21 protein-coding genes are annotated in these 23,835 nt (G+C 60.4%); 3 read left to right on the plus strand and 18 right to left on the minus strand.

The features are described from left to right. Positions 1-112: 112 nt before the first annotated feature. From tsaB to ppc, 3 genes are all read right to left on the minus strand, one after another. Positions 113-799: a tRNA (adenosine(37)-N6)-threonylcarbamoyltransferase complex dimerization subunit type 1 TsaB gene (gene tsaB, locus JH25_RS19060; protein WP_032877479.1), complete on the minus strand. Its 687-nt coding sequence runs from the start codon at positions 797-799 to the stop codon at positions 113-115. 91 nt (positions 800-890) lie between these two features. Then, positions 891-1,538: an adenylate kinase gene (gene adk / locus JH25_RS19055; protein ID WP_005785523.1), complete on the minus strand. Its 648-nt coding sequence runs from the start codon at positions 1,536-1,538 to the stop codon at positions 891-893. Between the two features lie 280 nt (positions 1,539-1,818). Then, the gene (gene ppc, locus JH25_RS19050; protein ID WP_032877480.1) at positions 1,819-4,464 is read right to left on the minus strand and encodes a phosphoenolpyruvate carboxylase; all 2,646 of its coding nucleotides are present in this window, start codon (positions 4,462-4,464) and stop codon (positions 1,819-1,821) included. 196 nt (positions 4,465-4,660) lie between these two features. On the opposite strand from ppc, the gene JH25_RS19045 reads away from it, so the two are divergent. From JH25_RS19045 to JH25_RS19035, 3 genes are all read left to right on the plus strand, one after another. Continuing rightward, on the plus strand, positions 4,661-5,005 hold the full coding sequence (locus JH25_RS19045) for a hypothetical protein (protein ID WP_005785520.1): 345 nt from the start codon (positions 4,661-4,663) through the stop codon (positions 5,003-5,005). Between the two features lie 283 nt (positions 5,006-5,288). Beyond that, positions 5,289-5,714 (plus strand): DUF4398 domain-containing protein, encoded by a 426-nt coding sequence (locus tag JH25_RS19040; RefSeq protein ID WP_005785519.1) that lies wholly within the window; start codon positions 5,289-5,291, stop codon positions 5,712-5,714. 56 nt (positions 5,715-5,770) lie between these two features. Then, on the plus strand, positions 5,771-6,556 hold the full coding sequence (locus JH25_RS19035; protein ID WP_005785517.1) for an OmpA family protein: 786 nt from the start codon (positions 5,771-5,773) through the stop codon (positions 6,554-6,556). A gap of 403 nt (positions 6,557-6,959) precedes the next feature. Here JH25_RS19035 and JH25_RS19030 read toward each other — a convergent pair whose 3' ends face one another. From JH25_RS19030 to JH25_RS18955, 15 genes are all read right to left on the minus strand, one after another. Next, a complete protein-coding gene (locus JH25_RS19030; RefSeq protein ID WP_032877482.1) occupies positions 6,960-7,271 on the minus strand; it encodes a hypothetical protein in 312 nt (103 codons plus the stop codon). A 170-nt stretch (positions 7,272-7,441) separates the two neighbouring features. After that, positions 7,442-7,768: a hypothetical protein gene (locus JH25_RS19025; protein WP_017529735.1), complete on the minus strand. Its 327-nt coding sequence runs from the start codon at positions 7,766-7,768 to the stop codon at positions 7,442-7,444. Beyond that, a complete protein-coding gene (locus JH25_RS19020; RefSeq protein ID WP_032877483.1) occupies positions 7,765-8,670 on the minus strand; it encodes an alpha/beta hydrolase in 906 nt (301 codons plus the stop codon). The genes JH25_RS19025 and JH25_RS19020 overlap by 4 nt, the downstream gene beginning before the upstream one ends. Positions 8,671-8,778: 108 nt before the next feature. Beyond that, positions 8,779-10,056 carry a flavohemoglobin expression-modulating QEGLA motif protein gene (locus JH25_RS19015; RefSeq protein WP_005785511.1) on the minus strand — a complete coding sequence of 426 codons (1,278 nt, stop codon included), beginning with the start codon at positions 10,054-10,056 and terminating at the stop codon, positions 8,779-8,781. Positions 10,057-10,109: 53 nt separating this feature from the next. Beyond that, on the minus strand, positions 10,110-10,826 hold the full coding sequence (locus JH25_RS19010) for a TetR/AcrR family transcriptional regulator (RefSeq protein WP_078820451.1): 717 nt from the start codon (positions 10,824-10,826) through the stop codon (positions 10,110-10,112). Positions 10,827-10,910: 84 nt separating this feature from the next. Further along, positions 10,911-12,413: a lysine--tRNA ligase gene (lysS, locus tag JH25_RS19005; RefSeq protein ID WP_005785507.1), complete on the minus strand. Its 1,503-nt coding sequence runs from the start codon at positions 12,411-12,413 to the stop codon at positions 10,911-10,913. An 80-nt stretch (positions 12,414-12,493) separates the two neighbouring features. Next, positions 12,494-13,589 (minus strand): peptide chain release factor 2 gene (gene prfB, locus JH25_RS19000; RefSeq protein ID WP_098465888.1). Its coding sequence is split into 2 segments (ribosomal slippage): positions 12,494-13,516 and positions 13,518-13,589, totalling 1,095 coding nucleotides; the frame shifts between segments, so codons are not numbered across the junction. A 237-nt stretch (positions 13,590-13,826) separates the two neighbouring features. Next, positions 13,827-14,828 (minus strand): response regulator, encoded by a 1,002-nt coding sequence (locus tag JH25_RS18990; protein ID WP_032877485.1) that lies wholly within the window; start codon positions 14,826-14,828, stop codon positions 13,827-13,829. 52 nt (positions 14,829-14,880) lie between these two features. Beyond that, positions 14,881-15,891 carry a chemotaxis response regulator protein-glutamate methylesterase gene (locus tag JH25_RS18985; protein ID WP_032877486.1) on the minus strand — a complete coding sequence of 337 codons (1,011 nt, stop codon included), beginning with the start codon at positions 15,889-15,891 and terminating at the stop codon, positions 14,881-14,883. Then, the gene (locus JH25_RS18980) at positions 15,888-18,167 is read right to left on the minus strand and encodes a hybrid sensor histidine kinase/response regulator (protein ID WP_032877487.1); all 2,280 of its coding nucleotides are present in this window, start codon (positions 18,165-18,167) and stop codon (positions 15,888-15,890) included. Before JH25_RS18980 ends, JH25_RS18985 begins: the two co-directional genes overlap by 4 nt. Next, positions 18,164-18,865 carry a chemotaxis protein CheW gene (locus tag JH25_RS18975; protein ID WP_032877488.1) on the minus strand — a complete coding sequence of 234 codons (702 nt, stop codon included), beginning with the start codon at positions 18,863-18,865 and terminating at the stop codon, positions 18,164-18,166. The genes JH25_RS18980 and JH25_RS18975 overlap by 4 nt, the downstream gene beginning before the upstream one ends. Continuing rightward, the gene (locus tag JH25_RS18970) at positions 18,862-20,118 is read right to left on the minus strand and encodes a CheR family methyltransferase (RefSeq protein ID WP_032877489.1); all 1,257 of its coding nucleotides are present in this window, start codon (positions 20,116-20,118) and stop codon (positions 18,862-18,864) included. Before JH25_RS18970 ends, JH25_RS18975 begins: the two co-directional genes overlap by 4 nt. Next, complete coding sequence (locus JH25_RS18965; RefSeq protein ID WP_032877490.1) at positions 20,115-20,627, minus strand: chemotaxis protein CheW; 513 nt, start codon at positions 20,625-20,627, stop codon at positions 20,115-20,117. Before JH25_RS18965 ends, JH25_RS18970 begins: the two co-directional genes overlap by 4 nt. Continuing rightward, positions 20,627-22,249 (minus strand): methyl-accepting chemotaxis protein, encoded by a 1,623-nt coding sequence (locus JH25_RS18960; protein ID WP_032877491.1) that lies wholly within the window; start codon positions 22,247-22,249, stop codon positions 20,627-20,629. Before JH25_RS18960 ends, JH25_RS18965 begins: the two co-directional genes overlap by 1 nt. A 581-nt stretch (positions 22,250-22,830) precedes the next feature. Beyond that, complete coding sequence (locus tag JH25_RS18955; protein ID WP_032877492.1) at positions 22,831-23,538, minus strand: tellurite resistance TerB family protein; 708 nt, start codon at positions 23,536-23,538, stop codon at positions 22,831-22,833. Between the last annotated feature and the right edge of the window lie 297 nt (positions 23,539-23,835).

A 23,835-nucleotide genomic window follows, 5' to 3' on the forward strand; every position in this document is an offset into this window, starting at 1 on the left:
GTGCGCAAATGCTCTGGTGATAACTAGAACACATAATTTGTAAAAGGTTTAAAAACCGCGGCAAATTCTGACGATTGGCGAAATTTGCCACCGAATGCCCACATTTTTGGCGTCAAATAATTCCGCGCTCGGCCTTTGTCTGCGCCACTTTGTCGCGCAGGTAAACCGGTGCCGCTTGATCCGCCGGGATCGCCTCACCGCGTTCGAATGCAAAACGTGCCAACGCCAGCAGATCTTCGGCATGAGGCAACATCGCAGCGTCCTGCCCTACCAAATGCACGTCGATGCGTTCGCCATAACCCCAGCCGGTGCCGGCACCGAACCACTCACCGCTGGCATCAGCCGGCAACCCTGCCGCTTCTGGCGGCTGCACTGCCTCCACGCCCACCAGACGCATTTCACCGGCAGTTTCGCGGTAGCAGCCCCAATAGACTTCATCCATCCGCGCATCAATCGCCGCGGCCACTTGCGTGGCGCCGCGTTCACGCAGTGCGCGCTGGGCCAGCACGGCAAGGTTGGACACCGGTAACACCGGGCGCTCCAACGCAAACGCCAGGCCCTGCACCACGCCAATGGCAATGCGCACACCAGTAAAGGCACCGGGGCCGCGACCAAAGGCGATGGCATCCACGGCAGCCAGGGTGATACCGGCGTCTTCGAGCAACTGCTTGATCATCGGCAGCAACTTCTGCGCGTGCAGGCGCGGGATCACCTCGTAGTGGCTCGTTACCTTGCCATCGTGCAGCAAGGCAACGGAGCAAGCTTCAGTCGCGGTGTCCAGGGCCAGCAGGGTGCTCATCGGTGTGGGTGTCCAAATCGGGAAAAAAGTGCGCCAGTATAAACAACAACGGCCCGCAAGCGGGCCGTTGTACGCAAAGCTGATGGCGGGATCAGCTCAGTGCTTGCATCACCTTGGCGGTAATGGCTTCTACCGAACCCACGCCAGGGATATGGCTGTACTTCGGCTTGCCTTGGGCAGCGGACAACTTCTGGTAGAAGTCCACCAGTGGCTTGGTCTGGGAGTGATAGACCGACAGGCGATGACGCACGGTTTCTTCGGTGTCGTCTTTACGCTGCACCAGGTCTTCACCGGTGACATCGTCCTTGCCTGCCACTTTTGGCGGGTTGTAGACGATGTGGTAAACGCGGCCCGAGCCTTCGTGAACGCGACGACCGGCAATACGCTGGACGATTTCTTCGTCTTCTACGGCGATTTCAACCACCGCATCCAACTCAACACCCGCCTTCACCAAGGCTTCAGCCTGGGGAATGGTGCGAGGGAAACCGTCGAACAGGAAGCCGTTCTTGCAATCTTCCTGGCTGATGCGTTCCTTGACCAGGTTGATGATCAGATCATCGGAGACCAGGCCGCCGCTGTCCATCACGCTCTTGGCGATCAGGCCCAGCTCGGTGCCGGCTTTGACAGCAGCACGCAGCATGTCGCCGGTGGAGATTTGTGGAATGCCGAATTTTTCAGTGATGAACTTTGCCTGAGTACCTTTACCGGCCCCGGGAGCTCCCAGCAGAATGACGCGCATCGATGTGCTCCTCAATTTTTTATAGAGATGACGCTCGGATTCGCCGCGTGGGGCCAATCTCGTAAAAATATGGGTCCAGGCCGATCAAACGGCCAAAGGCTGATCAAGATACACAGCGGGCCCTCACCATACAAGCCGCCAAAAGTAGGAGAAACCCGCACCCGGCATACGTCAGCGACAGGGTGTGCCTGAGCGCAACCCACCTCCTCAAACAACGACCGCCCTTTTCAGGGCGGTCGTCGTGGTTGATCCGCAAGCCGTTGAGAACACGCAAGAAACCTCAACCGGTGTTGCGCAAACCGGCGGCAATACCGGCCACGGACACCAGCAGCGCCTGTTCCAGAGGGCTGTCTTGCGCCGCCTCTTGCCGACGAGACCGCGCCAGCAACTCGGCCTGCAACAGGTGCAACGGGTCGAGGTAGGTGTTGCGCAGGCGGATGAACTCCAGGGTGTCAGGGCTATGGGCCAGCAACTGCGACTGACCGGTCAAGCCAAGCACCACATTACAGGCCTGCGACAATAGGTCGCGTAAATGCGCACCCAATGGCAGCAGGTCTGGCTGCACCAGGCGCTCGTCATAAAGACGGGCGATATCGGCATCGGCCTTGGCCAGCACCATTTCCAGCATGTCGATGCGCGTGCGGAAAAACGGCCACTGTTCACGCATCTGCGCCAGCAACTCACCTTCCCCCCGCTCCAGCGCCTTGCTCAATGCCGCCTCCCAGCCGAGCCAGGCAGGCAGCATCAGGCGCGTCTGGGTCCAGCCGAAGATCCACGGGATCGCGCGCAAGCTTTCAATCCCACCTGCGCGACGCTTGGCCGGGCGGCTGCCCAGGGGCAAACGGCCCAACTCCTGCTCCGGCGTGGACTGGCGAAAATACTCGACGAACTGCGGATTTTCCCGCACCACGGCGCGGTAAGCGCTGACACCGTCTGCCGCCAATTCGTCCATCAAGTGACGCCAGGCAGGCTCCGGTGGTGGCGGCGGCAGCAGTGTCGCTTCCAGCACGGCGGCCAGGTAGAGGTTGAGGTTCTGCTCGGCGATATCCGGCAGGCCGAATTTGAAGCGGATCATCTCGCCTTGTTCCGTGGTGCGGAAACGCCCTGCCACCGAGCCCGGCGGCTGCGACAGGATCGCCGCGTGGGCCGGGCCGCCGCCACGACCAACGGTGCCACCACGACCATGGAACAACAGCAGTTCCACCTGCTGTTCGCGGCAGATATCGACCAGACGCTCCTGCGCCCGGTATTGCGCCCAGGCGGCGGCGGTAGTGCCTGCGTCCTTGGCCGAGTCGGAGTAGCCGATCATCACTTCCTGAGGCCCCTGCAACCGCGCGCGATAACCCGGCAGTTGCAACAGCCGCTCCATCACCGGCCCGGCGTTATCCAGGTCAGCCAGCGTTTCGAACAACGGCACCACACGCATCGGTCGTTGTACGCCCGACTCTTTCAACAGCAACTGCACCGCCAGCACATCCGAGGCGGCACCCGCCATGGAGATAACATACGAGCCCAATGAGGCAGCCGGTGCGGCGGCGATTTCCTTGCAGGTATTCAATACCTCGGCAGTGTCCGCCGAGGGTTTGAAGTAACCCGGCAGCAATGGCCGCCGATTGGTCAGTTCCTGGGTCAGGAAGCTGATACGCGCATCCTCATCCCAGTCCTCATAACGCCCCAGGCCCAGGTAATCGGTGATTTCGGTCATGGCCGCCGAGTGACGGCTGGAGTCCTGACGCACATCCAGGCGCACCAGGAACAGCCCGAAGGTCACCGCACGGCGCAAGCAGTCGAGCAGCGGCCCATCGGCGATCACGCCCATACCGCATTCATGCAGGGACTGGTAGCACAACTCCAGTGGGTCCAGCAGGTCGCGGTTGTTCTGCAACACTTCGGCAGGCGCCGGGGTGCTGGCCGTCAACGAAGCGTGAGCCCACTGGCGCGTGGCACGCAGGCGTTCGCGCAGTTGCTTGAGCAAGGCGCGATAGGGTTCGACGCTGTCGCCGACCTTGGCTTGCAACGCCGGGCTGGCCTGTTGCATCGACAGCTCGGAGGCCAGCTGATCGATGTCGCGCAAGTACAAATCCGCTGCCATCCAGCGCGCCAACAACAGCACCTCGCGGGTAACCGGCGCGGTGACATTGGGGTTGCCGTCACGATCGCCGCCCATCCACGAGGCAAAGCGAATCGGCGCAGCCTCCAGGGGCAGGCGCAAGCCGGTAGCAGCGTGCAGGGCCTGGTCAGCCTTGCGCAGGTAATTGGGAATGGCGTGCCACAGCGAATGTTCGATCACCGCAAAGCCCCACTTGGCTTCGTCCACCGGGGTGGGCCGGATGCGGCGAATTTCTTCGGTGTGCCAGGCTTCGGCGATCAGCCGTTGCAAGCGTTCGCGGATCTGCTCGCGTTCGGCGTTGGTAAGGTCACGGTGGTCCTGGAGGGCCAGTTGCGCGGCGATGGCATCGTATTTCTGGATCAGGGTACGGCGAGCCACTTCGGTGGGGTGGGCGGTGAGCACCAGCTCGATCTCCAACCGTGCCAACTGCCGGGCCAGGGATTCATGGCTGTGCCCTTCGCTTTTCAGGCGCGCCAGCAACTCCGGCAACACCCGGGACTCAAAAGGCGCTGGTTGCGATTCATCGCGCCGATGAATCAGTTGATATTGTTCGGCAATGTTGGCCAGGTTGAGGAACTGGTTAAAGGCCCGGGCAACAGGCAGCAACTCGTCCTCTTGCAACTGATTCAAGCTGGCACTCAGTTCGTCGCCGGCCGCCTTGTCCGAGACGGCGCCGCGGCGGTCAGCCTTGGCGCCTTTGCGGATTTGCTCGATCTTGTCGAGAAAGTCATCGCCGTACTGCTCTCGAATGGTGTTGCCCAACAGTTCACCCAGCAGGTGAACATCCTCACGCAAGCGTGCATCGATATCACTCATCAGCCAATCTCCAGCCAGAAATCCGGGACGCGCAGGTGTTCCAGAGTGCCGTCGGCGTCGGTTTCTGACAAGGCCGAACGCAAACGACTTTAAACCTTGTGGCTTAAAGCTAGTCTCAAGCATGAGCCGTCGCGTTATTCACGCAGGCGGCTGGTCACTCATCACCGCCTGCCAACGCAGGCTTATTGAGGTAGCCATGAAAATTCGAGAACTGGCCCAGCATTGGGAAGAAACCGCCAAGGGTCGCCTGACCAAGACTGAGTACGCGATTCATCTGGATGTGGAATCTGCCGCAAGGCTGGCCGCCATTGCCGAGATGTACCCCAAGCGCCACGTCGAAGAACTGCTCGGCGAGCTGATCGGCGCCGCCCTTGAAGAGCTGGAAGAAAGCTTTCCCTATATCAAGGGCGACCAAGTGATTGCCACCGATGAAGAGGGGGACCCGCTGTATGAAGACGTGGGTCTCACACCCAGGTTTCTGACATTGTCGCGCCGCTATTTGCATGATTTGTCCGCCAGCGCTGACGAACAGAAGCACTGAACAACATTTTATTGACGTCAATCCAACCCAGGTATTCCGGGCTTTTTACAGGCTCGGAGTACCGCTGCGCGCTGCGAAAGTTCCATCTTTTGAACACTGACCACTCAGTCAGATATTTTTTCAGGCAATTCGCCATATCCGCTGAACTTTTGAAAAAAGCCTCAGGTCACAGCCAGTAGCCATCACTTGTGGAACGGTCGTTTGAACTGGCCTCATGAGCTTTACCGCCGGGCCCGCAACCGATACGCCACGATGGATTTTGATGTTTTTCAGGAGTTATCCAATGGAGTTGAAGACGATGAACACCAGCACCGCCAAATCCTCGTTTAACCACCTGCGCGGGCTCAAATTGGCCGCGCTGGCAATCGGCACCAGCTTCGTTCTGGCAGGCTGCGCCGGCAACCCTCCAACCGAGCAGTACGCCGTGACCCAATCGGCCGTTAACAGCGCCGTGAGCGCTGGCGGTACCGAGTTTGCAGCCGTGGAAATGAAGTCGGCTCAGGACAAGCTCAAAGAAGCTGAAATCGCGATGCACGACAAGAACTACGAGAAAGCTCGTCAGCTGGCTGAACAAGCCGAATGGGACGCCCGCGTCGCCGAGCGTAAAGCCCAGGCTGCCAAGGCTCAACAGGCTGTGAAGGATTCCCAGAAGGCTGTTGAAGAACTGCGTAAGGAAGGCATGCGCCCAGCTGCAATCATGCAGAAGTAAGCAACTGCCCCTTGATTGCATCGCACCTGATATCGAATTGAAAGGACGACACGACTATGCGTAAACAATTGATGATCCCTGCCCTGCTAGCGATGAGCGTTGCCTTGGCGGCCTGCTCCACCCCGCCGAACGCGAACCTGGAAAATGCACGGACTAACTTCTCGGCCCTGCAAACCAACCCGCAAGCCACCAAACTGGCAGCCCTGGAAACCAAAGACGCCAGCGAATGGCTGGACAAGGCTGACAAGGCATACCGCGACAACGAAGACGAGAAGAAAGTCGACCAACTCGCTTACCTGACCAACCAGCGTGTTGAAGTTGCCAAGGACACCATCGTCCTGCGCGAATCCGAAGCCAAGCTGAAAAATGCCGGCGACGAACGTGCCCGCGCCCTGCTGGACGCCCGCGACGCGCAAATCAAGCAACTGCAAAACAGCCTGAACGCCAAGCAAACCGACCGCGGCACCCTGGTGACTTTCGGTGACGTACTGTTCGCCACCAACAAGTCCGACCTGAAATCCAGCGGCCTGGTGAACATCACCAAGCTGGCGCAGTTCCTGCGCGATAACCCGGATCGTAAAGTGATCGTTGAAGGCTACACCGACAGCACGGGTTCCGACTCGTACAACCAGAGCCTGTCGGAGCGTCGCGCAGCTTCCGTGCAACGTGCACTGGCTCAACAAGGCGTGGATATCTCGCGCATCGTGACCCAGGGCTACGGCAAGGAATATCCAGTTGCCGATAACGGCAGCGTTTCGGGCCGTGCCATGAACCGTCGCGTTGAAGTGACCATCTCCAACGACAACCAGCCAGTCAAGCCACGGTCTTCCGTTGCTAACTGATTGATTGTTGCCGGATAAAAAAACCCACCTCGCGGTGGGTTTTTTTTGGCTAGGAAAAATTGATTGGGCGATCTGTGTCTTCATCAGGCGGTTTTATCATGCCGGGGTCTTTGCAACCCTGCGCCGAACTGCCTGCCGACTTGTTACGCGCCTGCTCCAGCGCATCTTGTCGTTCTAACGCCTGATGCGCCCTGACCATCGCCAGCATATTGCGTATCGCATCAATATTTATCACCACCGTCCCAGCCCCGCTGTAAAGAACTCACACCACCGTTTGTGGCGGTTTACGCAATTCAGTTCCAGGCGACTTCTTGAGGAGATACTGTGGTGGCACCGGCACGCCGTGGGCCGGCCACACTCATGCCCCCCCCCAAATCACTGGCAGGCTTTCAAAGGCAGGGGATTAAAACGCGATAGAGCCCGGGCTGTCGCCGCCGCCCATCTGAATCCGGCCTTGGCCAGATGTGCCACCTGGGTCTTTTGCCTCCAGGGCGGCTCTTTCTTCCAACAACTTCTTCAGCTTTTCGAGCAGTTCTTCAAGGCTCTCCCCGCCTCCAGCCCCCTGGGCCCCGCCCGAACCCTGCGAACCTTCGCCGCGCTTGGCTTGAATTTTATCCCGGATGTCCTGAATTAGCTGATCCAGGCCCTGCGAGGGTGCCTCGGAGCCAACTGAATAGCCCGCGCCAACTGAAAGTGAACCGCCGATACCGTCCATAAACTCGTACTCCAGATTAGTTAATACAATGCACTGATCAGACAAGCTGATCAGTCCACGATCTGTGGCAAGCGAGTACAGATGGTTCCAGGCTATATAGATTCGGACAGACCTCGCCTGACTAATCAGGAGACTTGAAGGACGTTTTCATACAACGGTGGTGTTAGGACTCACTGCTGCAGTTGCGGAGTTTCCTGCCCCATGCAACGCACGGCCTGCTTCTTGTTGTTCACCAGCACGCCGCTCAAGCCTTTTTGCTCGGTATCAAACATCACCAACACGCCGTCAACGCACTGCGCCACCTGCGCGGCAGGGGTCAGGGAAATTTTGTAATCCTCCCCCGGCACGGTTTTGAGCATGGTGAAGTCGCTGAGCAGCAACGCGTCTTGCGGCTTGGCGAAGTGCAGGTAGCCGTAATACCACAAGCACCCAACGGTACCGATGATAGTGCCGATGCCGGTGAGGATCAGCGGGATCATGTTGCGTTCTTCACTCATTGCGGGCTCTCTGATGAATCAACTTTAGGAATTGGATAATTCGGAATCTCGCCCAGCCGGCGCAGGCCGTTGAAGTGCTGCGGGTCGTCCAGGTAACGCAGCATGACGGTTTGCCAGGTCTTGTCGGCAAACGTCTGCACATGGCCGCCACGGGTCAGTTGCAACACCCTTGGCGCAGGGGCCACTTGATACAGGCGGATGCCATTGGCCACTGGCACGATGGGATCATCCAGGCTGTGGAACAACAGTTTTGGCACACCGGTCAGTTGGGGCATGGCATTGATTGCACTGTCGGCGTCGGGCACCAGCCACGACAGGGGCACCTGCAACGGCCAGGTTAACCAGGACGTGCTCAGGGCGAATTGTCCTACGTCACGATAACTGGCGGGTACGCCATCCAGTATCAGCGCCTTGAGCTGGGGTTGACGCGCCGGATGGGCCGCCAGGTAATGCACCGCCAGCGCGCCGCCCAGGCTTTGGCCGAGCACAATCAATGGTTGCCCCTGGGTTTCAGGAGCTTTGTCGAGCCAGCTGAATGCTGCGTCTATATCCTGATAGATCGCCGGCAAGGACGGTTTGCCTTGCGAAAGCCCATAGCCGCGATAATCGAGCAACAGCACTTGATAGCCTTGCTCCGGCAACCACCAACTGCCGCCCAGGTGCCAGGCGAGATTACCGCCGTTGCCGTGCAGGTGCAGCACCGTTCCCTTCAGAGGTACGCCGGGTTTAGCCGGCAACCACCAGGCGTGGAGCTTGAGGCCGTCAGCAGTGGTGATAGTGACGTCGCGGTATTGCAGGCGGGCTTTTTCCGGCGTGAAGGGCAGGCCAGGCTCGGGATAGAACAGCAAGGAGCTGCAGCCGTTCAATGTGAGTAGCAGGCATAAAATGCCGAGGATTCTCATCCGTTGAAACCTCGTAGGTGAGTTGAAACCTGAAGTCTTGTGAAGATCCAATGGTGGGAGGGGGCAAGCCCCCTCCCACACGGTGACCCGGTTGCTTCAATGAAATACCTAAAGGATATTGGAGTAATCCGCCTCGATCCGATCCAGGCTCAAGTGGTTGAGGAAGTTGGAAAAACACATCCACGCCGCCAGCGCGTTCATATCGCGAAACTGCTCCGGCAGGTACTTGGGCGGTACCACCAGCCCCTCGTCTACCAGTTGGCGCAGGGTACGCATGTCTTCCAGGGTGGTCTTGCCACAGAACAGCAGCGGCACTTGTTCCAACTTGCCTTTGCGCACGGCGAGCTGGATGTAGTTGTAGACCATGATAAAGCCCTTGAGGTAGGACAAATCCTTGGTAAACGGCAGACCGGTCGGCACTGAACCACGGAACACCCGGCTGGCGTTGCCATAGCTTTCGGCCATTTCAAAGCCTTGCTCACGGAAGAACTCGAACACCTGCAGGAAGTCGGCGCCCTCCTCCACCATATGGATGGCGCGGGTACGGTTGGTCAATTTACGCAAGCGGCTGGGATAGGAGGCAAACGTGATGATTTCCATCAGGATCGCCAGGCCCTCCTGGGTCACGGTGGACGACGGCGGACCCTTGGACAGGAACGTGCAGATTGGCTGGTTCTGGCCATTGAGCGTGGTGCCCACATGCACCAGCCCTTCATGCACTTCCAGGGCGCGCACGTCGCGGTCGTTGAACATCGCGTCGGCGCGGATCTTGATATAGTCGGCGCCCGCCGCCGCATCCGCGACGATACCGTCGGACTCGAACACGCGGATGGTCTCTTCTGCCTCGCCAAACACCTTGTTCAGACGCGTTTGCAGCAGGCTCACCGCATCCTTGGCGGTGAGGGTCTTGGCTTCGTCCTTCAGATCGCCCCGGCCATCGATATTGTTCAGGTAGTCCGACAGCATCAGCCCCAGGTCTGCCAGGGTCGGGTCGCCGGCGTGGAACGCATCGGAGGCAGCGCCGTACAGTTCCTGGGATATCAGGCCAAAGTCCTCGGTGCCGCGCGCTTCAAGCATACGCACCACCATGCGGTATTCGCGGCACATGCGCCGCATGATCTGCCCCACCGGGCTGAACTGGCCCAGGCGGCGGGTGATGTCGCGCTCGATGTTCTGGAACTCCAGCTTCACCGCACTGGAATCGAAAGACAGGGGCCGGTTCAGGTAGTAATCGCGGTCCACGGCAGGCATGGCTTTGCCCTTGGCCTTGAGGAATCCCTGGCGGATGTTCTCGTCCCACTTTACTGCGTCGAGAACCCGGATCGGTGTCTGCGCCAGCACAATGCGATCGGACAAGCTGCGTATCGTCTGCTGGTAATCGTCCACCCGGTGTTTTCCTCTTTAAACGTTGAGCGTTGTCAGGCTTTGCTCGAATGCTGTCAGACCGAGGCCAATACCAGGTGCATGTAACGCTTGAGGATTTCAAGCATCTCTTCACCGGTCAGAGGCTCTGCGCCGCCCAACAGGCCCTGATATTCCATCCGACTGATGATAGCCGTCAACACCTTGGCATCCTGCTGCGGCTCACGGGAGCCCAACACTTGAAAAAACTGCCCGGTGCCCTGCAACAGAATCTGTTGATGGGAGCGCACCAGTTCAGCCAGTCGCGGGTTCAGCAGGGCCTCCTGTCGAAACGCCTGCTCGGCCATCAGGTATTCGCGGCGGTTGGTCAGTTGGCGCAGCACGTAATCGGCGGTCAGCCGGGCAATGTCATCGGCCAGTTGCGCGCGCGACTGCGGGCTGCCATCGCCATAGGCAACCATCTCGCGCAACAAGCCCTCGTTACGCACCCACAGTTTGCCCATGAAGGCCGCGCTGCGCTCGACGTATTGGGCGAAGGTGTCGGTGAGCAGGTCATCGATATCCTTGAAATAGTAGGTGGTGGCCGACAACGGCACACCCGCCTCCGCCGCGACGGCTCGATGGCGTACGGCACGCACCCCTTCGCGCACCACGATGCGCATGGCCGCATCGAGAATGTCCTGGCGGCGTTGTTCGCTGCCCCGGCGGCTGGCCTTGCGGCCCTGGTACTGAACGCTTTCAGCCACGGCAGCAGCAATGCCGGCGGCACCTTCTTGAGCCATTACGCGGTTCACCACACTTCTTCCTTTAAAAGTGACACTGGAATACGCCACATAAAAAAGCCGCCTTATAAAAGGCGGCTTCGGATTTCGCAACGGTTACGCTTGTGGCCGCATGTGCGGGAACAGGATCACATCGCGGATCGATGGCGAGTTGGTCAACAACATCACCAGGCGGTCGATGCCGATGCCTTCACCAGCCGTCGGCGGCATGCCGTACTCCAGGGCACGTACGAAGTCGGCGTCGTAGTGCATGGCTTCGTCATCGCCGGCGTCCTTGTCGGCCACCTGAGCCATGAAGCGCTCGGCCTGATCTTCCGCGTCGTTAAGCTCGGAGTAGGCGTTGGCGATTTCGCGGCCGCCGATGAACAGTTCGAAACGGTCAGTGACGTTCGGGTTGTCGTCGTTGCGACGCGCCAGCGGCGACACTTCGAACGGGTACTGGGTAATGAAGTGTGGCTGCTCCAGCTTGTGCTCGACCAGCTCTTCGAAAATCATCACCTGCAATTTGCCCAGGCCTTCAAAGCCCAACACCTTGGCGCCGGCTTTCTTGGCGATGGCGCGAGCCTTGTCGATGTCGTTCAGATCGTCAGCGGTCAGCTCAGGGTTGTACTTGAGGATCGAGTCGAACACCGACAGACGCACGAACGGCTCGCCGAAGTGGAACACCTTGTCGCCGTACGGCACGTCGGTAGTCCCCAGAACAAGCTGCGCCAGTTCACGGAACAGTTCTTCGGTCAGGTCCATGTTGTCTTCGTAGTCGGCGTAGGCCTGGTAGAACTCCAACATGGTGAATTCAGGGTTGTGACGGGTCGAGACGCCTTCGTTACGGAAGTTGCGGTTGATCTCGAACACCTTCTCAAACCCGCCGACCACCAGACGCTTGAGGTACAGCTCCGGCGCGATACGCAGGAACATTTCCATGTCCAGCGCGTTGTGGTGGGTTTCAAATGGCTTGGCTGCGGCACCACCGGGGATGGTTTGCAGCATCGGCGTTTCCACTTCCAGGAAGTCACGCTGCATCAGGAAGCTGCGGATGTGGGCAATGACTTGCGAACGCACACGGAAGGTCTGGCGCACGTCTTCGTTGACGATCAGGTCAACGTAACGCTGGCGATAGCGCTGCTCGGTGTCGGTCAGGCCGTGGTGCTTGTCCGGCAGAGGGCGCAAGGACTTGGTCAGCAGGCGCACGCTGGTCATTTCGACGTACAGGTCGCCCTTGCCGGAACGGGCCAGGGTGCCTTCTGCGGCGATGATGTCACCCATGTCCCAGGTTTTCACCGAGGCCAGGGTTTCTTCCGAGAGGGTTTTACGGTTGACGTAAACCTGGATACGCCCGGTCATGTCCTGAATCACCATGAACGAGCCACGGTTGAGCATGATGCGACCTGCCACCTTGACCGGGATCGCCGCTTCTGCCAGCTCTTCCTTGGTCTTGTCCGCGTACTGTTTCTGCAAGGCATCGCAGTAGTTGTCGCGGCGGAAGTCGTTGGGGAAGGCGTTACCCTTGGCGCGCTCGGCAGCAAGCTTTTCCTTGCGCAGGGCGATCAGGGAGTTTTCTTCCTGTTGCAGGGCTTGCGGGTCGAGTTGTTGGTCGCTCATGTCTTTTGAAATTCCATCACAGGTACGTTTTCCCCAGCCTTCGGCTGGGGATCGCGAGCAAGCTCGCTCCTACAGGGGTGTTACAGGCCGGATTTCAGGCTGGCTTCCAGGTATTCGTCGATATCACCGTCGAGTACCTTGTCGCAGTCGCTGCGTTCGATGTTGGTGCGCAGATCCTTGATCCGCGACGCATCGAGTACATACGAACGGATCTGGTGACCCCAGCCGATATCCGACTTGGTGTCTTCCAGCGCCTGGGAAGCGGCGTTGCGCTTCTGCATTTCCTGCTCGTACAACTTGGCCCGCAGCATTTTCATGGCGGTATCCTTGTTGGCGTGCTGGGAACGTTCGTTCTGGCAACTGACCACGGTGTTGGTCGGTACGTGGGTAATACGTACGGCCGAGTCAGTGGTGTTTACGTGCTGACCACCGGCACCGGAGGAACGGTAGGTGTCGATGCGCAGGTCGGCTGGGTTGATCTCGATTTCCACCTTGTCGTCGATCTCTGGCGAGACGAAAACGGCGGAGAACGAAGTGTGACGACGGTTGCCGGAGTCGAACGGGCTCTTGCGCACCAGGCGGTGCACACCGATTTCGGTACGCAGCCAGCCAAAGGCGTATTCACCCTTGATATGCACGGTCGCGCCCTTGATACCGGCGACTTCACCGGCGGACAGTTCCATGATGGTCGCGTCGAAACCGCGCTTGTCGGCCCAGCGCAGGTACATGCGCAGCAGGATGTTGGCCCAGTCCTGGGCCTCGGTGCCGCCGGAACCGGCCTGGATGTCCAGGTAGGCGTTGTTCGGGTCCATTTCATGGCTGAACATGCGGCGGAATTCGAGCTTGGCGAGGTTTTCCTCGAGACGGGCCAGCTCGGCGACGACATCGCCCACTGCGCCTTCATCATTTTCTTCGACAGCCATGTCCAGCAGGTCACGGCAATCGGCCAGACCGGTGTTCAGCTCGTCGAGGGTGTCGACGATCTGCGCCAGCGCAGCGCGCTCGCGCCCCAGTTCCTGGGCGTATTCAGGTTTGTTCCAGACACTCGGATCTTCAAGCTCGCGGTTGACCTCGGTCAGACGCTCATGCTTTTGATCGTAGTCAAAGATACCCCCGAATAGTTTCGGAGCGCTCGGACAGGTCCTTGATGGTGTTAAGGATCGGGTTGATTTCCATGGCGGGCAGCACTCGTTGGCGAACTTTTGAAAGCCGGCGAGTATAACGGCAAACGGCTGGGAACGGCAGCCCGCTTGGCCGAAAAGGCGGGGGTTTGTACAGGATCCATAGCCAGATAGCGATCAAATGTGGGAGCTGGCTTGCCTGCGATATCGGTGTATCAGTCGGTACTTCTGTGACAGATGCGCCGCTATCGCAGGCAAGCCAGCTCCCACATAGGGTGCGCGGCGCTTGGGATTACTCGATACCAACCTGATTACGCCCATTATGCTTGGCCGTATACAGCCCCTTGTCCGCCGCCATGATCAACTGCCGGCAGTCCGTGCCCTGCACCGGCGTCAAGGTCGACAGGCCAATGCTGATGGTCAGGCTCGCCCCTTCTGCCGGGGCAATGTGCGGGATTTTCAGGGCCGCCACCGCCATACGCAGTTTTTCTGCAACCAACCGTGCGCCGCCCGGCGAGGTGTTGGGCAGGACCAGGGCAAATTCTTCTCCGCCGTAGCGCGCCGGCAAGTCCGAAGGGCGGCTGCTGGCGTCGCGGATAGCGGCGGCGACTTTGCGCAAGGCTTCATCGCCTTCGACGTGGCCGAAGCTGTCGTTGTAGGTCTTGAAGAAGTCCACGTCGATCATCAGCAGCGACAGTTGGGTCTGGTCGCGCATGGCGCGGCGCCACTCCAGTTCCAGGTATTCGTCGAAGTGGCGGCGGTTGGACAGCCCGGTCAGGCCGTCGGAGTTCATCAGGCGTTGCAGCACCAGGTTGGTATCCAGCAACTGTTGCTGGCTGACCCGCAGCGCACGGTAGGCCGCGTCACGCTGCAACAGGGTCATGTAGGAGCGCGAGTGGTAGCGGATACGCGCTACCAGCTCGATGTTGTCGGGCAGCTTGACCAGGTAATCGTTGGCGCCGGCCGCAAAGGCCGCACTCTTGATCAGCGGGTCTTCCTTGGTGGACAGCACGATGATCGGGATATTCGCGGTCGCCGGGTGATTGCGGTACTCACGCACCAAGGTCAGGCCGTCGAGGCCGGGCATTACAAGGTCCTGCAGGATCACCGTCGGCTTGATGCGGATCGCCTGGGCAATCGCCTGGTGCGGGTCGGCGCAAAAGTGGAAGTCGATGTTTTCTTCATGGGCCAGGCCGCGCCGCACGGCTTCGCCGATCATGGCCTGATCGTCGACCAGCAGCACCATGGCGGCGTTCTCATCGGTCTTGAAGTCGTCGAGTTGTAAATCATTCATGTGCAGTCACCTGAATTACTACCTGCAAGCCAGCACGGCGGGAGATTTTCGATCATTTTGCAAAGACCTCCAGCAATCGGGGCGCAATTCTATCCAGTGGGCGAATTTCAACAGCAGCATCAATCGCCGCCGCCGCTTTGGGCATGCCGTACACCGCCGAGCTCTGCTGATCCTGGGCGATGGTCAAATATCCTTGTTCGCGCATCAGCTTGAGGCCTTGAGCCCCGTCGCGCCCCATGCCGGTCAGTAGTACGCCGACGGCGTCACCGGTCCAGTAACTGGCGACGCTTTCGAAAAACACGTCGATGGAGGGCCGGTAAATCTCGTTCACCGGCTCTGCGGTATAGGCTAGCGTGCCATTTTTCAACAAGCGAATATGGTGGTTGGTGCCGGCCAGCAATACCACGCCGGCCTGGGGCGGCTCGCCCTCACAGGCCAGGCGCACGGGCAGGCCGGAGGCGCTGCTCAGCCACTCGGCCATGCCGGCGGCGAAGACCTGGTCCACATGCTGCACCAGCACGATGGCGGCGGGAAAATCCCGCGGCAAGCCCTTGAGCAGAACCTCGAGGGCCGCCGGCCCACCCGCTGAAGAACCAATGGCCACTAGCCGTTGACGCTTGCCGGTGACCCGTTGCGGTGGGGTTTCGGCACGCACGCGCGTGCCGCGCTGGCCGATCAACCAACCGATATTGAGGATCTTGCGCAATAGCGGTGCCGCCGCATCCTTAGGGTTGCCTACGCCCAGCGCCGGGGTATCCACCACATCCAGCGCTCCGTGGCCCATGGCTTCGAATACGCGGCTGACGTTGGCCTGGCGGTCGACAGTGACGATCACGATAGGGCAAGGCGTGTCGGCCATGATCTGCCGGGTAGCCTCCACCCCATCCATCACCGGCATGATCAGGTCCATCAGGATCAGGTCCGGGGTCAGCTCAGCACAGCGCCGCACCGCTTCAAGGCCATTGCTGGCCACCCACACCACCTCGTGGGCGGGCTCAAAGCTCAAGGCGCGGCGCAAGGCCTCTATCGCCAGGGGCATGTCATTGACGATCGCAATCCTCATGCCCGGGCGCCTCCAATCAGTTCAACCACGGCGTCGAGCAAGGCGTCGTCATGAAAACTGGCTTTGGCTAAATAATAGTCGGCGCCCGCGTCGAGTCCACGACGTCGGTCTTCTTCACGATCCTTGTAGGAAACCACCATCACCGGCAACGATTGCAGGCGACTGTCACGACGCAAAAGTGTGACCAATTCAATACCGTCCATGCGAGGCATATCAATATCAGTGATAAGCAGGTCGAAGTCCTCGGAGCGCAATGCGTTCCAGCCATCCATGCCATCGACCGCAACAGCGACTTCATAACCACGATTGAGTAATAATTTGCGTTGCAGCTCGCGTACGGTCAGCGAGTCGTCTACCACCAGCACGCGCTTGCGCGGTGCTTCGGTGGCCTGCTGGCTGCGCCGGGCGATACGTTCCAGGCGGCCGGTGTTGAGCAATTTATCCACCGAACGCAACATGTCTTCGACATCGACGATCAACACCACCGAGCCGTCATCGAGCAAGGCCCCTGCGGAAATATCCTGGACCTTGCCCAGACGATCATCCAGCGGCAACACCACCAGGGTGCGTTCACCGATAAAGCGCTCCACGGCAATCCCGTACACGGCATCGCGCTCGCGGATCACCACGACTTTCAGGGTTTGCGAAGGACTCTGCCCCGGTGGGCGCTGCAGCAACTGGCTGGCGGCAACCAGGCCCACATGCCGGCCCTCGTGCCAGAAATGCTGGCGGCCTTCCAGTTGCACAATGTCGTCGGGAGCCAGGTCACACATGCGTTCAATGTGGGCCAGGGGGAAGGCATAGGCTTCTTCGCCCACGTCCACCACCAGGCTGCGCACCACCGACAAGGTCAACGGCACTTCCAGATGGAAGCGACTGCCCTGCCCCGCCGTCTGCTCCAGTACCACCGCGCCACGCAGTTGGCGAACCATGTGCTGCACCGCATCCAGGCCAACGCCACGACCGGACACCTCGGTGACCTTGTCGCGCAAGCTGAACCCCGGCAGGAACAGGAACGTCAGCAATTCCTCTTCGCTCAGGCGCAGGGCAGTTTCCACCGGCGACAGATTACGTTCGACAATGGTGCCGCGCAGCCGCTCCAGGTCGACACCGTTGCCGTCGTCGCTCAATTCCAGTACCAGCAACCCGGCTTGATGGGACGCACGCAGGCGGATCAGGCCTTCCGCCGGTTTGCCTGCCAGCAGCCGCTGCTCGGGCGTTTCGATGCCGTGGTCGACAGCATTGCGCAGTAAATGAGTGAGCGGTGCTTCAAGTTTTTCCAGGACGTCTCGATCGACCTGGGTCTTTTCGCCTTCGATTTCCAGGCGCACTTGCTTGCCCAGGCTGCGACCGAGGTCACGCACCATGCGCACCTGCCCCGCCAGCACGTCGGCAAACGGTCGCATGCGGCAGGCCAGCGCGGTGTCGTATAGCACCTGGGCGCGCTGGCCTGCCTGCCAGGCGTACTCGTCAAGTTCCGCGTTTTTATCCGCCAGCAGTGCCTGAGCTTCGCTCAACAAGCGGCGGGTATCGGCCAGGGCTTCCTGAGTCTCAAGATTCAAATCCAGGTGCTTGAGGTGACCGTCCAGGGTATCGAGGGCGCGCAGGCTGTTGCTTTGAATGCGCTTGAGGCGTTGCATACTGGCCAGGTGAGGCTTGAGCCGCTGGGTTTCCACCAGGGACTTGCTCGACAGGTCCAACAGGCTGTTCAAGCGCTCGGCGGTGACCCGCAGCACGCGCTCGCCACCCTCGGTGATGCGCTTGTTCTGACGCGGTGGCTCACTGCTGACGGGCGGTGCAACCTCTGGCTCTTGCGGCAATGCTTCAACGATAGGCGCCGGAGCAGGCTCGGGCTCAGCTTTTGGCGCAGGCGTAGCGGGTGGCTGCGCCGGGTCAAGCAGACGCTCCATCAACGCCACGTACGCCTGGATATCCAACGGCCCCACGCTGTTGCCTGGCGTGGCGATACGCATCAGCAGGTCAGTGCCTTGCAACAACGCATCGATATGTTCCGGTTGCAGGTACAGACGACCTTCCTGGGCGCTGACCAGGCAGTCCTCCATGACGTGGGCCACGCTGACCCCGGCATCCACGCCAACAATCCGCGCCGCGCCCTTGAGCGAATGTGCGGCGCGCATACAGGCTTCAAGTTGATCCGCCTGCGTCGGGTTGCGCTCCAGGGCCAGCAGGCCGGCGCTCAATACCTGGGTTTGCGCATCGGCCTCCAGACTGAACAGCTCCAACAGCGAGGCATCACGCATCTGATCGGGGGTCATGCGAGGCTCCGGGTCACGGCGGACAACAATTGCGTTTCGTCCAGCCAGCGCAGGCTGCGGCCTTTGAACTGCAACACACCTTGGGTATAGCGTGCGCTGGCCTGGGTACCGGAGGCCGAGGCCGCGTTCAAGGTGCGCTCATCGATGGCATGAATGCCATCCACCTCATCCACCGGCACGACGATCGGACCGTCCTGGGCGGCAATGATCAACATGCGCGGCATGATCCGCCCGCCACTGGGCACGCTGCTGGTGCTGTCCAGGCCCAGCAGTTCCACCAGCGACAGGCACGCCACCAGCGCACCCCGCACGTTGGCCACCCCCAGCAGCGCACGGGAACGCTGGTGCGGCAAGGAGTGGATCGGTTGCAATGGCGCCACTTCCACCAGGCAGCGGGTGGCGATACCGAGCCATTCTTCACCGAGGCGGAACATCAACAGCGAACGGGTGACCACCTCGCTACCCGCTTCGGCGGCGGCCTGCGGGCGCTGATCATCCTGCTGCAGGGCATAGCGGTCGAGCAGGCGCGTGGCGGCGGCGGAATACACCGAGCAGTTGCGGCAGTGAATATGCTCGTCCAGCAGTGGGCAGGACCTGTCGCCATGAATGCCGATACGGTTCCAGCAGTCATCGATGGCTTGGGTATCGGTCAGCGTCAGGTCCAGGCCTGCGGTGTCGAGCGCGTCAGGGCTGTTCATCGTTCGGACTCACTGTGTGCTCGCTCGCTACGAGCGGCGCGGGCTTGTAGCCGGCGCGCTCCCGCACTGTCGCCCTGGGACTCGAGCAACGCAGCCAGATGCATCAAGGCCTGCGAATGCTGCGGTTCCAGGTACAAGGCTTTTCGGTAATACCCCTGGGCTTCCAGGGCGCTGCCCGCCACATCGCTGAGCAACCCCAACCAGTAGAACACCTGGGCAACCGGCGGGTGGCTGCTTAAATAACGCTCACAGGCGGCCCGGGCCTCGGCACTTTTGCCTTCATTGGCCAGGGTCGCGATCTGGCCGAGCAAATCCCCTGCGTCGGTGTGGGGCACCTTGACCGGCGGCACCTGAGTGCTGACCGTGCTGAACGGACGCGGCTTGAGTGGTATCGGTGCTGCACTGCGCTGCGGTGCTGGCGCAGGCATCGGCACGAATACCGGCGGCGGGGTCTGCTCTATGTGTCGACTGAAGGCAAAGGATTGCGGCACGCCAATCGAACGCATGCCATGGCGCCCCAGCAGGCTGCCCTCGGCCGGGCCGATAAACAGCACACCGTCCACATGAGTCAGTTCCTTGAGCACATCAAAGACTTGCTTCTGGGTCGGCTGGTCGAAGTAGATCAATAGGTTGCGGCAGAACACAAAATCGTAGGTCGGCTCGTTGGCCAGCAGTGTCGGGTCGAGCAAGTTGCCCACTTGCAGACGCACTTGCTCGCGCACCCGGTCGGCGATGCGGTAACCGCCCGTTTCTTCTGTGAAGTGGCGGTCGCGAAATTCGAGATCGGCCCCGCGAAACGAGTTCTTGCCGTACACACCGCGCCGGGCACGTTCCACCGACAGCGGGCTGACGTCCATCCCCTGAACCTTGAACTGATGGGGCGCCAGGCCCGCATCCAACAAGGCCATGGCAATCGAATAGGGCTCTTCGCCAGTCGAACACGGCAGGCTGAGGATGCGCAGCGCGCGCATCTGCTTGATCTCGGCCAGGCGCAGCAGGGCCAGGCGAGCCAAGGTCGCGAAGGATTCGGGATAGCGGAAAAACCAGGTCTCGGGAACGATCACCGCTTCGATCAGTGCCTGCTGCTCGTCGTGGGAATGTTGCAGGAGCTGCCAGTAGGCCTCCGTCGACTGCGCCTGGGAGGCTTGGCAGCGCTGGCGCACCGCACGCTCGATGATCGCCTCGCCCACCGAGGCAACGTCCAGGCCGATGCGTTCTTTCAAGAACGCCGAAAAACGCGGGTCACTGCTCATAGGCTCAACTCGGCGCAAAACAACAAGGCGCGTACTTCAGCGCTCAGCAGCTCGGCAATGCCAATCCACTGCATCAAGCCCTGTGCATCCTCGCGTACCGGCCCCAGGTAGGGCGCCTGCTGGTTGTCCACGCCATAAGGCTGGAACTCGGCGGGGTCGCAACGCAGGGTATCGGTGGCCTGCTCCAGGATCAGCCCCAGCCCACGCGCTTCACTCCAGGGTTGCGGCTGGTAGTTGATCAGCACCAGCCGCGTGCTGGTGCGAGCCTGGGCCGGGGTGCCGAACGTCAGGGCACTGACATCGATTACCGGCACCAGCGCGCCGCGATGCGCAAAGATACCCGCCACCCACAGTGGTGCATGGGCGATGGGTTTGAGCGGCAGGCGCGGCAGCACCTCCGCCACTTCGGTGGCCTTGAGGGCAAAGCGTTCGTTGCCGATGCGAAACACCAGGAACAACGCCGTTTTCGCTGCCGGGATGGCGACGCGTTTAGCCGCGAGATCGCTCATCAGACTTTGAAACGCGACACGCCACTGCGCAGACCCACCGCGACCTGGCTCAGCTCATCAATGGCAAAGCTGGCCTGACGCAGGGATTCGACGGTCTGGCTGCTGGCATCGCCCAATTGCACCAGCGCGTGGTTGATCTGTTCGGCGCCGGTGGCCTGGGCCTGCATGCCTTCGTTGACCATCAACACCCGCGGCGCCAGGGCCTGTACCTGGTGGATGATCTGCGACAGTTGCTCGCCCACTTGCTGCACTTCGAACATACCCCGGCGGACTTCCTCGGAGAACTTGTCCATGCCCATCACGCCCGCCGACACCGCTGACTGGATCTCACGCACCATTTGCTCGATGTCGTAGGTTGCCACGGCAGTCTGGTCGGCCAGGCGGCGCACTTCGGTGGCCACCACGGCAAAGCCGCGACCGTACTCACCAGCTTTCTCCGCCTCGATGGCGGCATTGAGAGACAACAGGTTGGTCTGGTCAGCCACCTTGACGATGGTCACCACCACCTGGTTGATGTTGCCGGCCTTCTCATTGAGGATCGCCAGCTTGGCGTTGACCAGGTCGGCGGCGCCCATCACCGAGTGCATGGTCTCTTCCATGCGTGCCAGGCCCTGCTGGCCGGAACCGGCGGCCACCGAGGCCTGGTCGGCGGCGGTGGACACTTCGGTCATGGTACGCACCAGGTCCTTGGACGTGGCCGCAATCTCGCGGGAGGTGGCGCCGATTTCCGTGGTGGTGGCTGCGGTTTCCGTGGCGGTGGCCTGTTGCTGCTTGGAGGTCGCGGCGATCTCGGTGACCGAGGTGGTGACCTGCACCGACGAACGCTGCGCCTGGGACACCAGGGCAGTCAGCTCGGTCATCATGTCGTTGAAGCCGGTTTCGACCGCGTTGAATTCGTCTTTGCGCTCCAGGTTCAGGCGCTTGCTCAGGTCGCCGGTACGCATGACTTCGAGGATCTGCACGATACGCTGCATCGGCGCCATGATCGCGCGCATCAGCAACAGGCCGCACAGCGCCGCGGCGAGAATCGCCAGCAGCAGCGAGACGCCCATGCTGACCTTTGCCGCTGCTACGGCATCATCGATGGCAGCGGTGGCATTGTCGGCGACCTGTTTGTTCTCATTGATGATGTCGTTGAGCTTCATGCGGCCTGCGGTCCAGGCGGGGGTCAGTTGCTCGTTGAACAGCCTCAGCGCCTCGGCCGGGTTGTTGCTCTGATGAGCCGCCAGGACCTGGGCAAGAATGGCGTTGTAGTTCTGGTGCAATTTTTCGAAGGCATCGAATTCGGTGCGATCCTGGGTGATATTGATCGTGCCCGCGTAACTGGCCATGTGCTGCTCAAGCCGCGCTTCGAATGACTTGTAGTCCTGCTTGTCTTCATCGGAAATGCCCTGGTTTTCGTGGATCCCGACCAGTTCCTGGGTTTGCAGGTAGCTGTCGACCCAGGCACTGCGGATCATCGAACTGAAAAACACGCCGGGCACGGCGTCGTCGCGCACGGAGTTTTCGCTGGCTTCGATCTTGAGCAGGCGCGAATAGGAGAGCACCACCATCAGCAGCATGATGGCGATAATTACCGCAAAGCTCGCCAAAATCCTTTGGCGCAGGGTCCAGTTCTTCACAGTAATTCCTCGCAGGGGCATTCAAATGGAGGGGAGTATAGCTGAGCGGATGCTCGGGTTTATCAACGCTTTTGAGGGGGGATCCACAGAATGCGTAAGTGGGATGGGTGGTACGTGTGCCTAGGGAGATCCAACTGATGGGCCGCAGTTCAAATGTGGGAGGGGGGCTTGCTCCCGATGGCGGTCTTGTAGTCGACCGGATCTTGGATCAGACCGAGTACATATCCATTGCTGCGGTAACGGTTGCTATTGGTTCCGCTTTTACAGCGGGTCACTTTTGGAAAAGAGCCCGGAATGCCGGCCCAGCCAAAAGTAACCAAAAGGGCTCTTGCCCCACCACTCGGCACCTCGCTTAGGCTCGGTGTGCCCGTAATCCGCCATGGATTTGGGAGGCCGCCGCCACGCGCCGTCCATGGCGCGGGGCGGCTAAACCGGCATCCCTGCCGGTTTACCCCCCAAATCCCTGTCGAATTCCGGCCAGCGTGGTTTGACGGGGCGCCTAAGATCAAGATCAAAAGCAGATCAAGAGCGGCTCGCTTCGCATCGTGGTTAGCGGGGCAGAGCTGCGTCGATAGCCTTACTTATGCGTTGAGCCGCACTTGCTTTTCCAACTCCAGCTTTAAGCCGGGTTCAAGTTTCAGTTGGCGGGCCAGTTCATCCAGGTAGGCTTTTTCCATGAAATTTTCCTCATCCACCAGCATTACGCTGGCGATGTACATTTCGGCGGCCATTTCCGGGGTGCTGGCGGCGCGGGCGACGTCGGTGGGGTCCAGGGGCTTGTTGAGTTCAGCGTGCAGCCAGTGTTGCAGTTCCTGGTCGTTGTCCAGCTTGGTGAATTCGCCTTCGATCAACGCGCGCTCGCGGTCATCCACATGGCCGTCTGCCTTTGCAGCGGCCACCAGTGCCTTGAGAATGCCCTGGCTGTGTTGTTCAACCTGGGCCGGAGGCAGGCGGTCGATGGTTTGTGGTTCGCCTTGGGGGGCGCTGGCTTGCTGGGCTTGCCAGTTGCCGTAGGCTTTATAGGCAATCACACCCAATGCGGCCAGGCCGCCGTAGGTCAGGGCCTTGCCGCCGAATTTGCGCGCTTTTTTGTTGCCCAGCAGCAAGCCCATGGCTCCGGCCGCCAGGGCGCCGCCACCGGCACCGCGGAGCATGCTGCCCAGCCCGCTACCGCCGAGTAAACCGCCAAGGGCGCTTTTGTCGCTGGATTTGCGTTGGCCGCCAGCCTTGTTTTGCAACATATCCTGGCCAGACTTGAGCAACTGATCGAGCAATCCGCGGGTATTCATTCGTAGCCTCCAGACACTTGGGTTCATAGGACCAATAGGCCCCCAGCGTAAGACGAAGTGCCAAAAAGCCGCGATCTAGAGTGCTTCCAGATGTAACGCGGGTATGCCAACCAGGAAACGTCTTGTTGCATATGCAAGGCCATCATCCCGCCATCAATCAATTTGCCTTGTTCATCGAACCGCTTAAGCTATCCGGCGTCTGTTTATTGTCCGTTGCGTTTGGCCGAAGGCATGTCCGAACCGTTATTTCTGATCCGCTACGTGCCAGGAACGGCGCGGGATTTGCTCACGACAGGT

This window comes from Pseudomonas sp. BRG-100, assembly GCF_000737955.1.
Lineage (GTDB): Bacteria > Pseudomonadota > Gammaproteobacteria > Pseudomonadales > Pseudomonadaceae > Aquipseudomonas > Aquipseudomonas synxantha_A.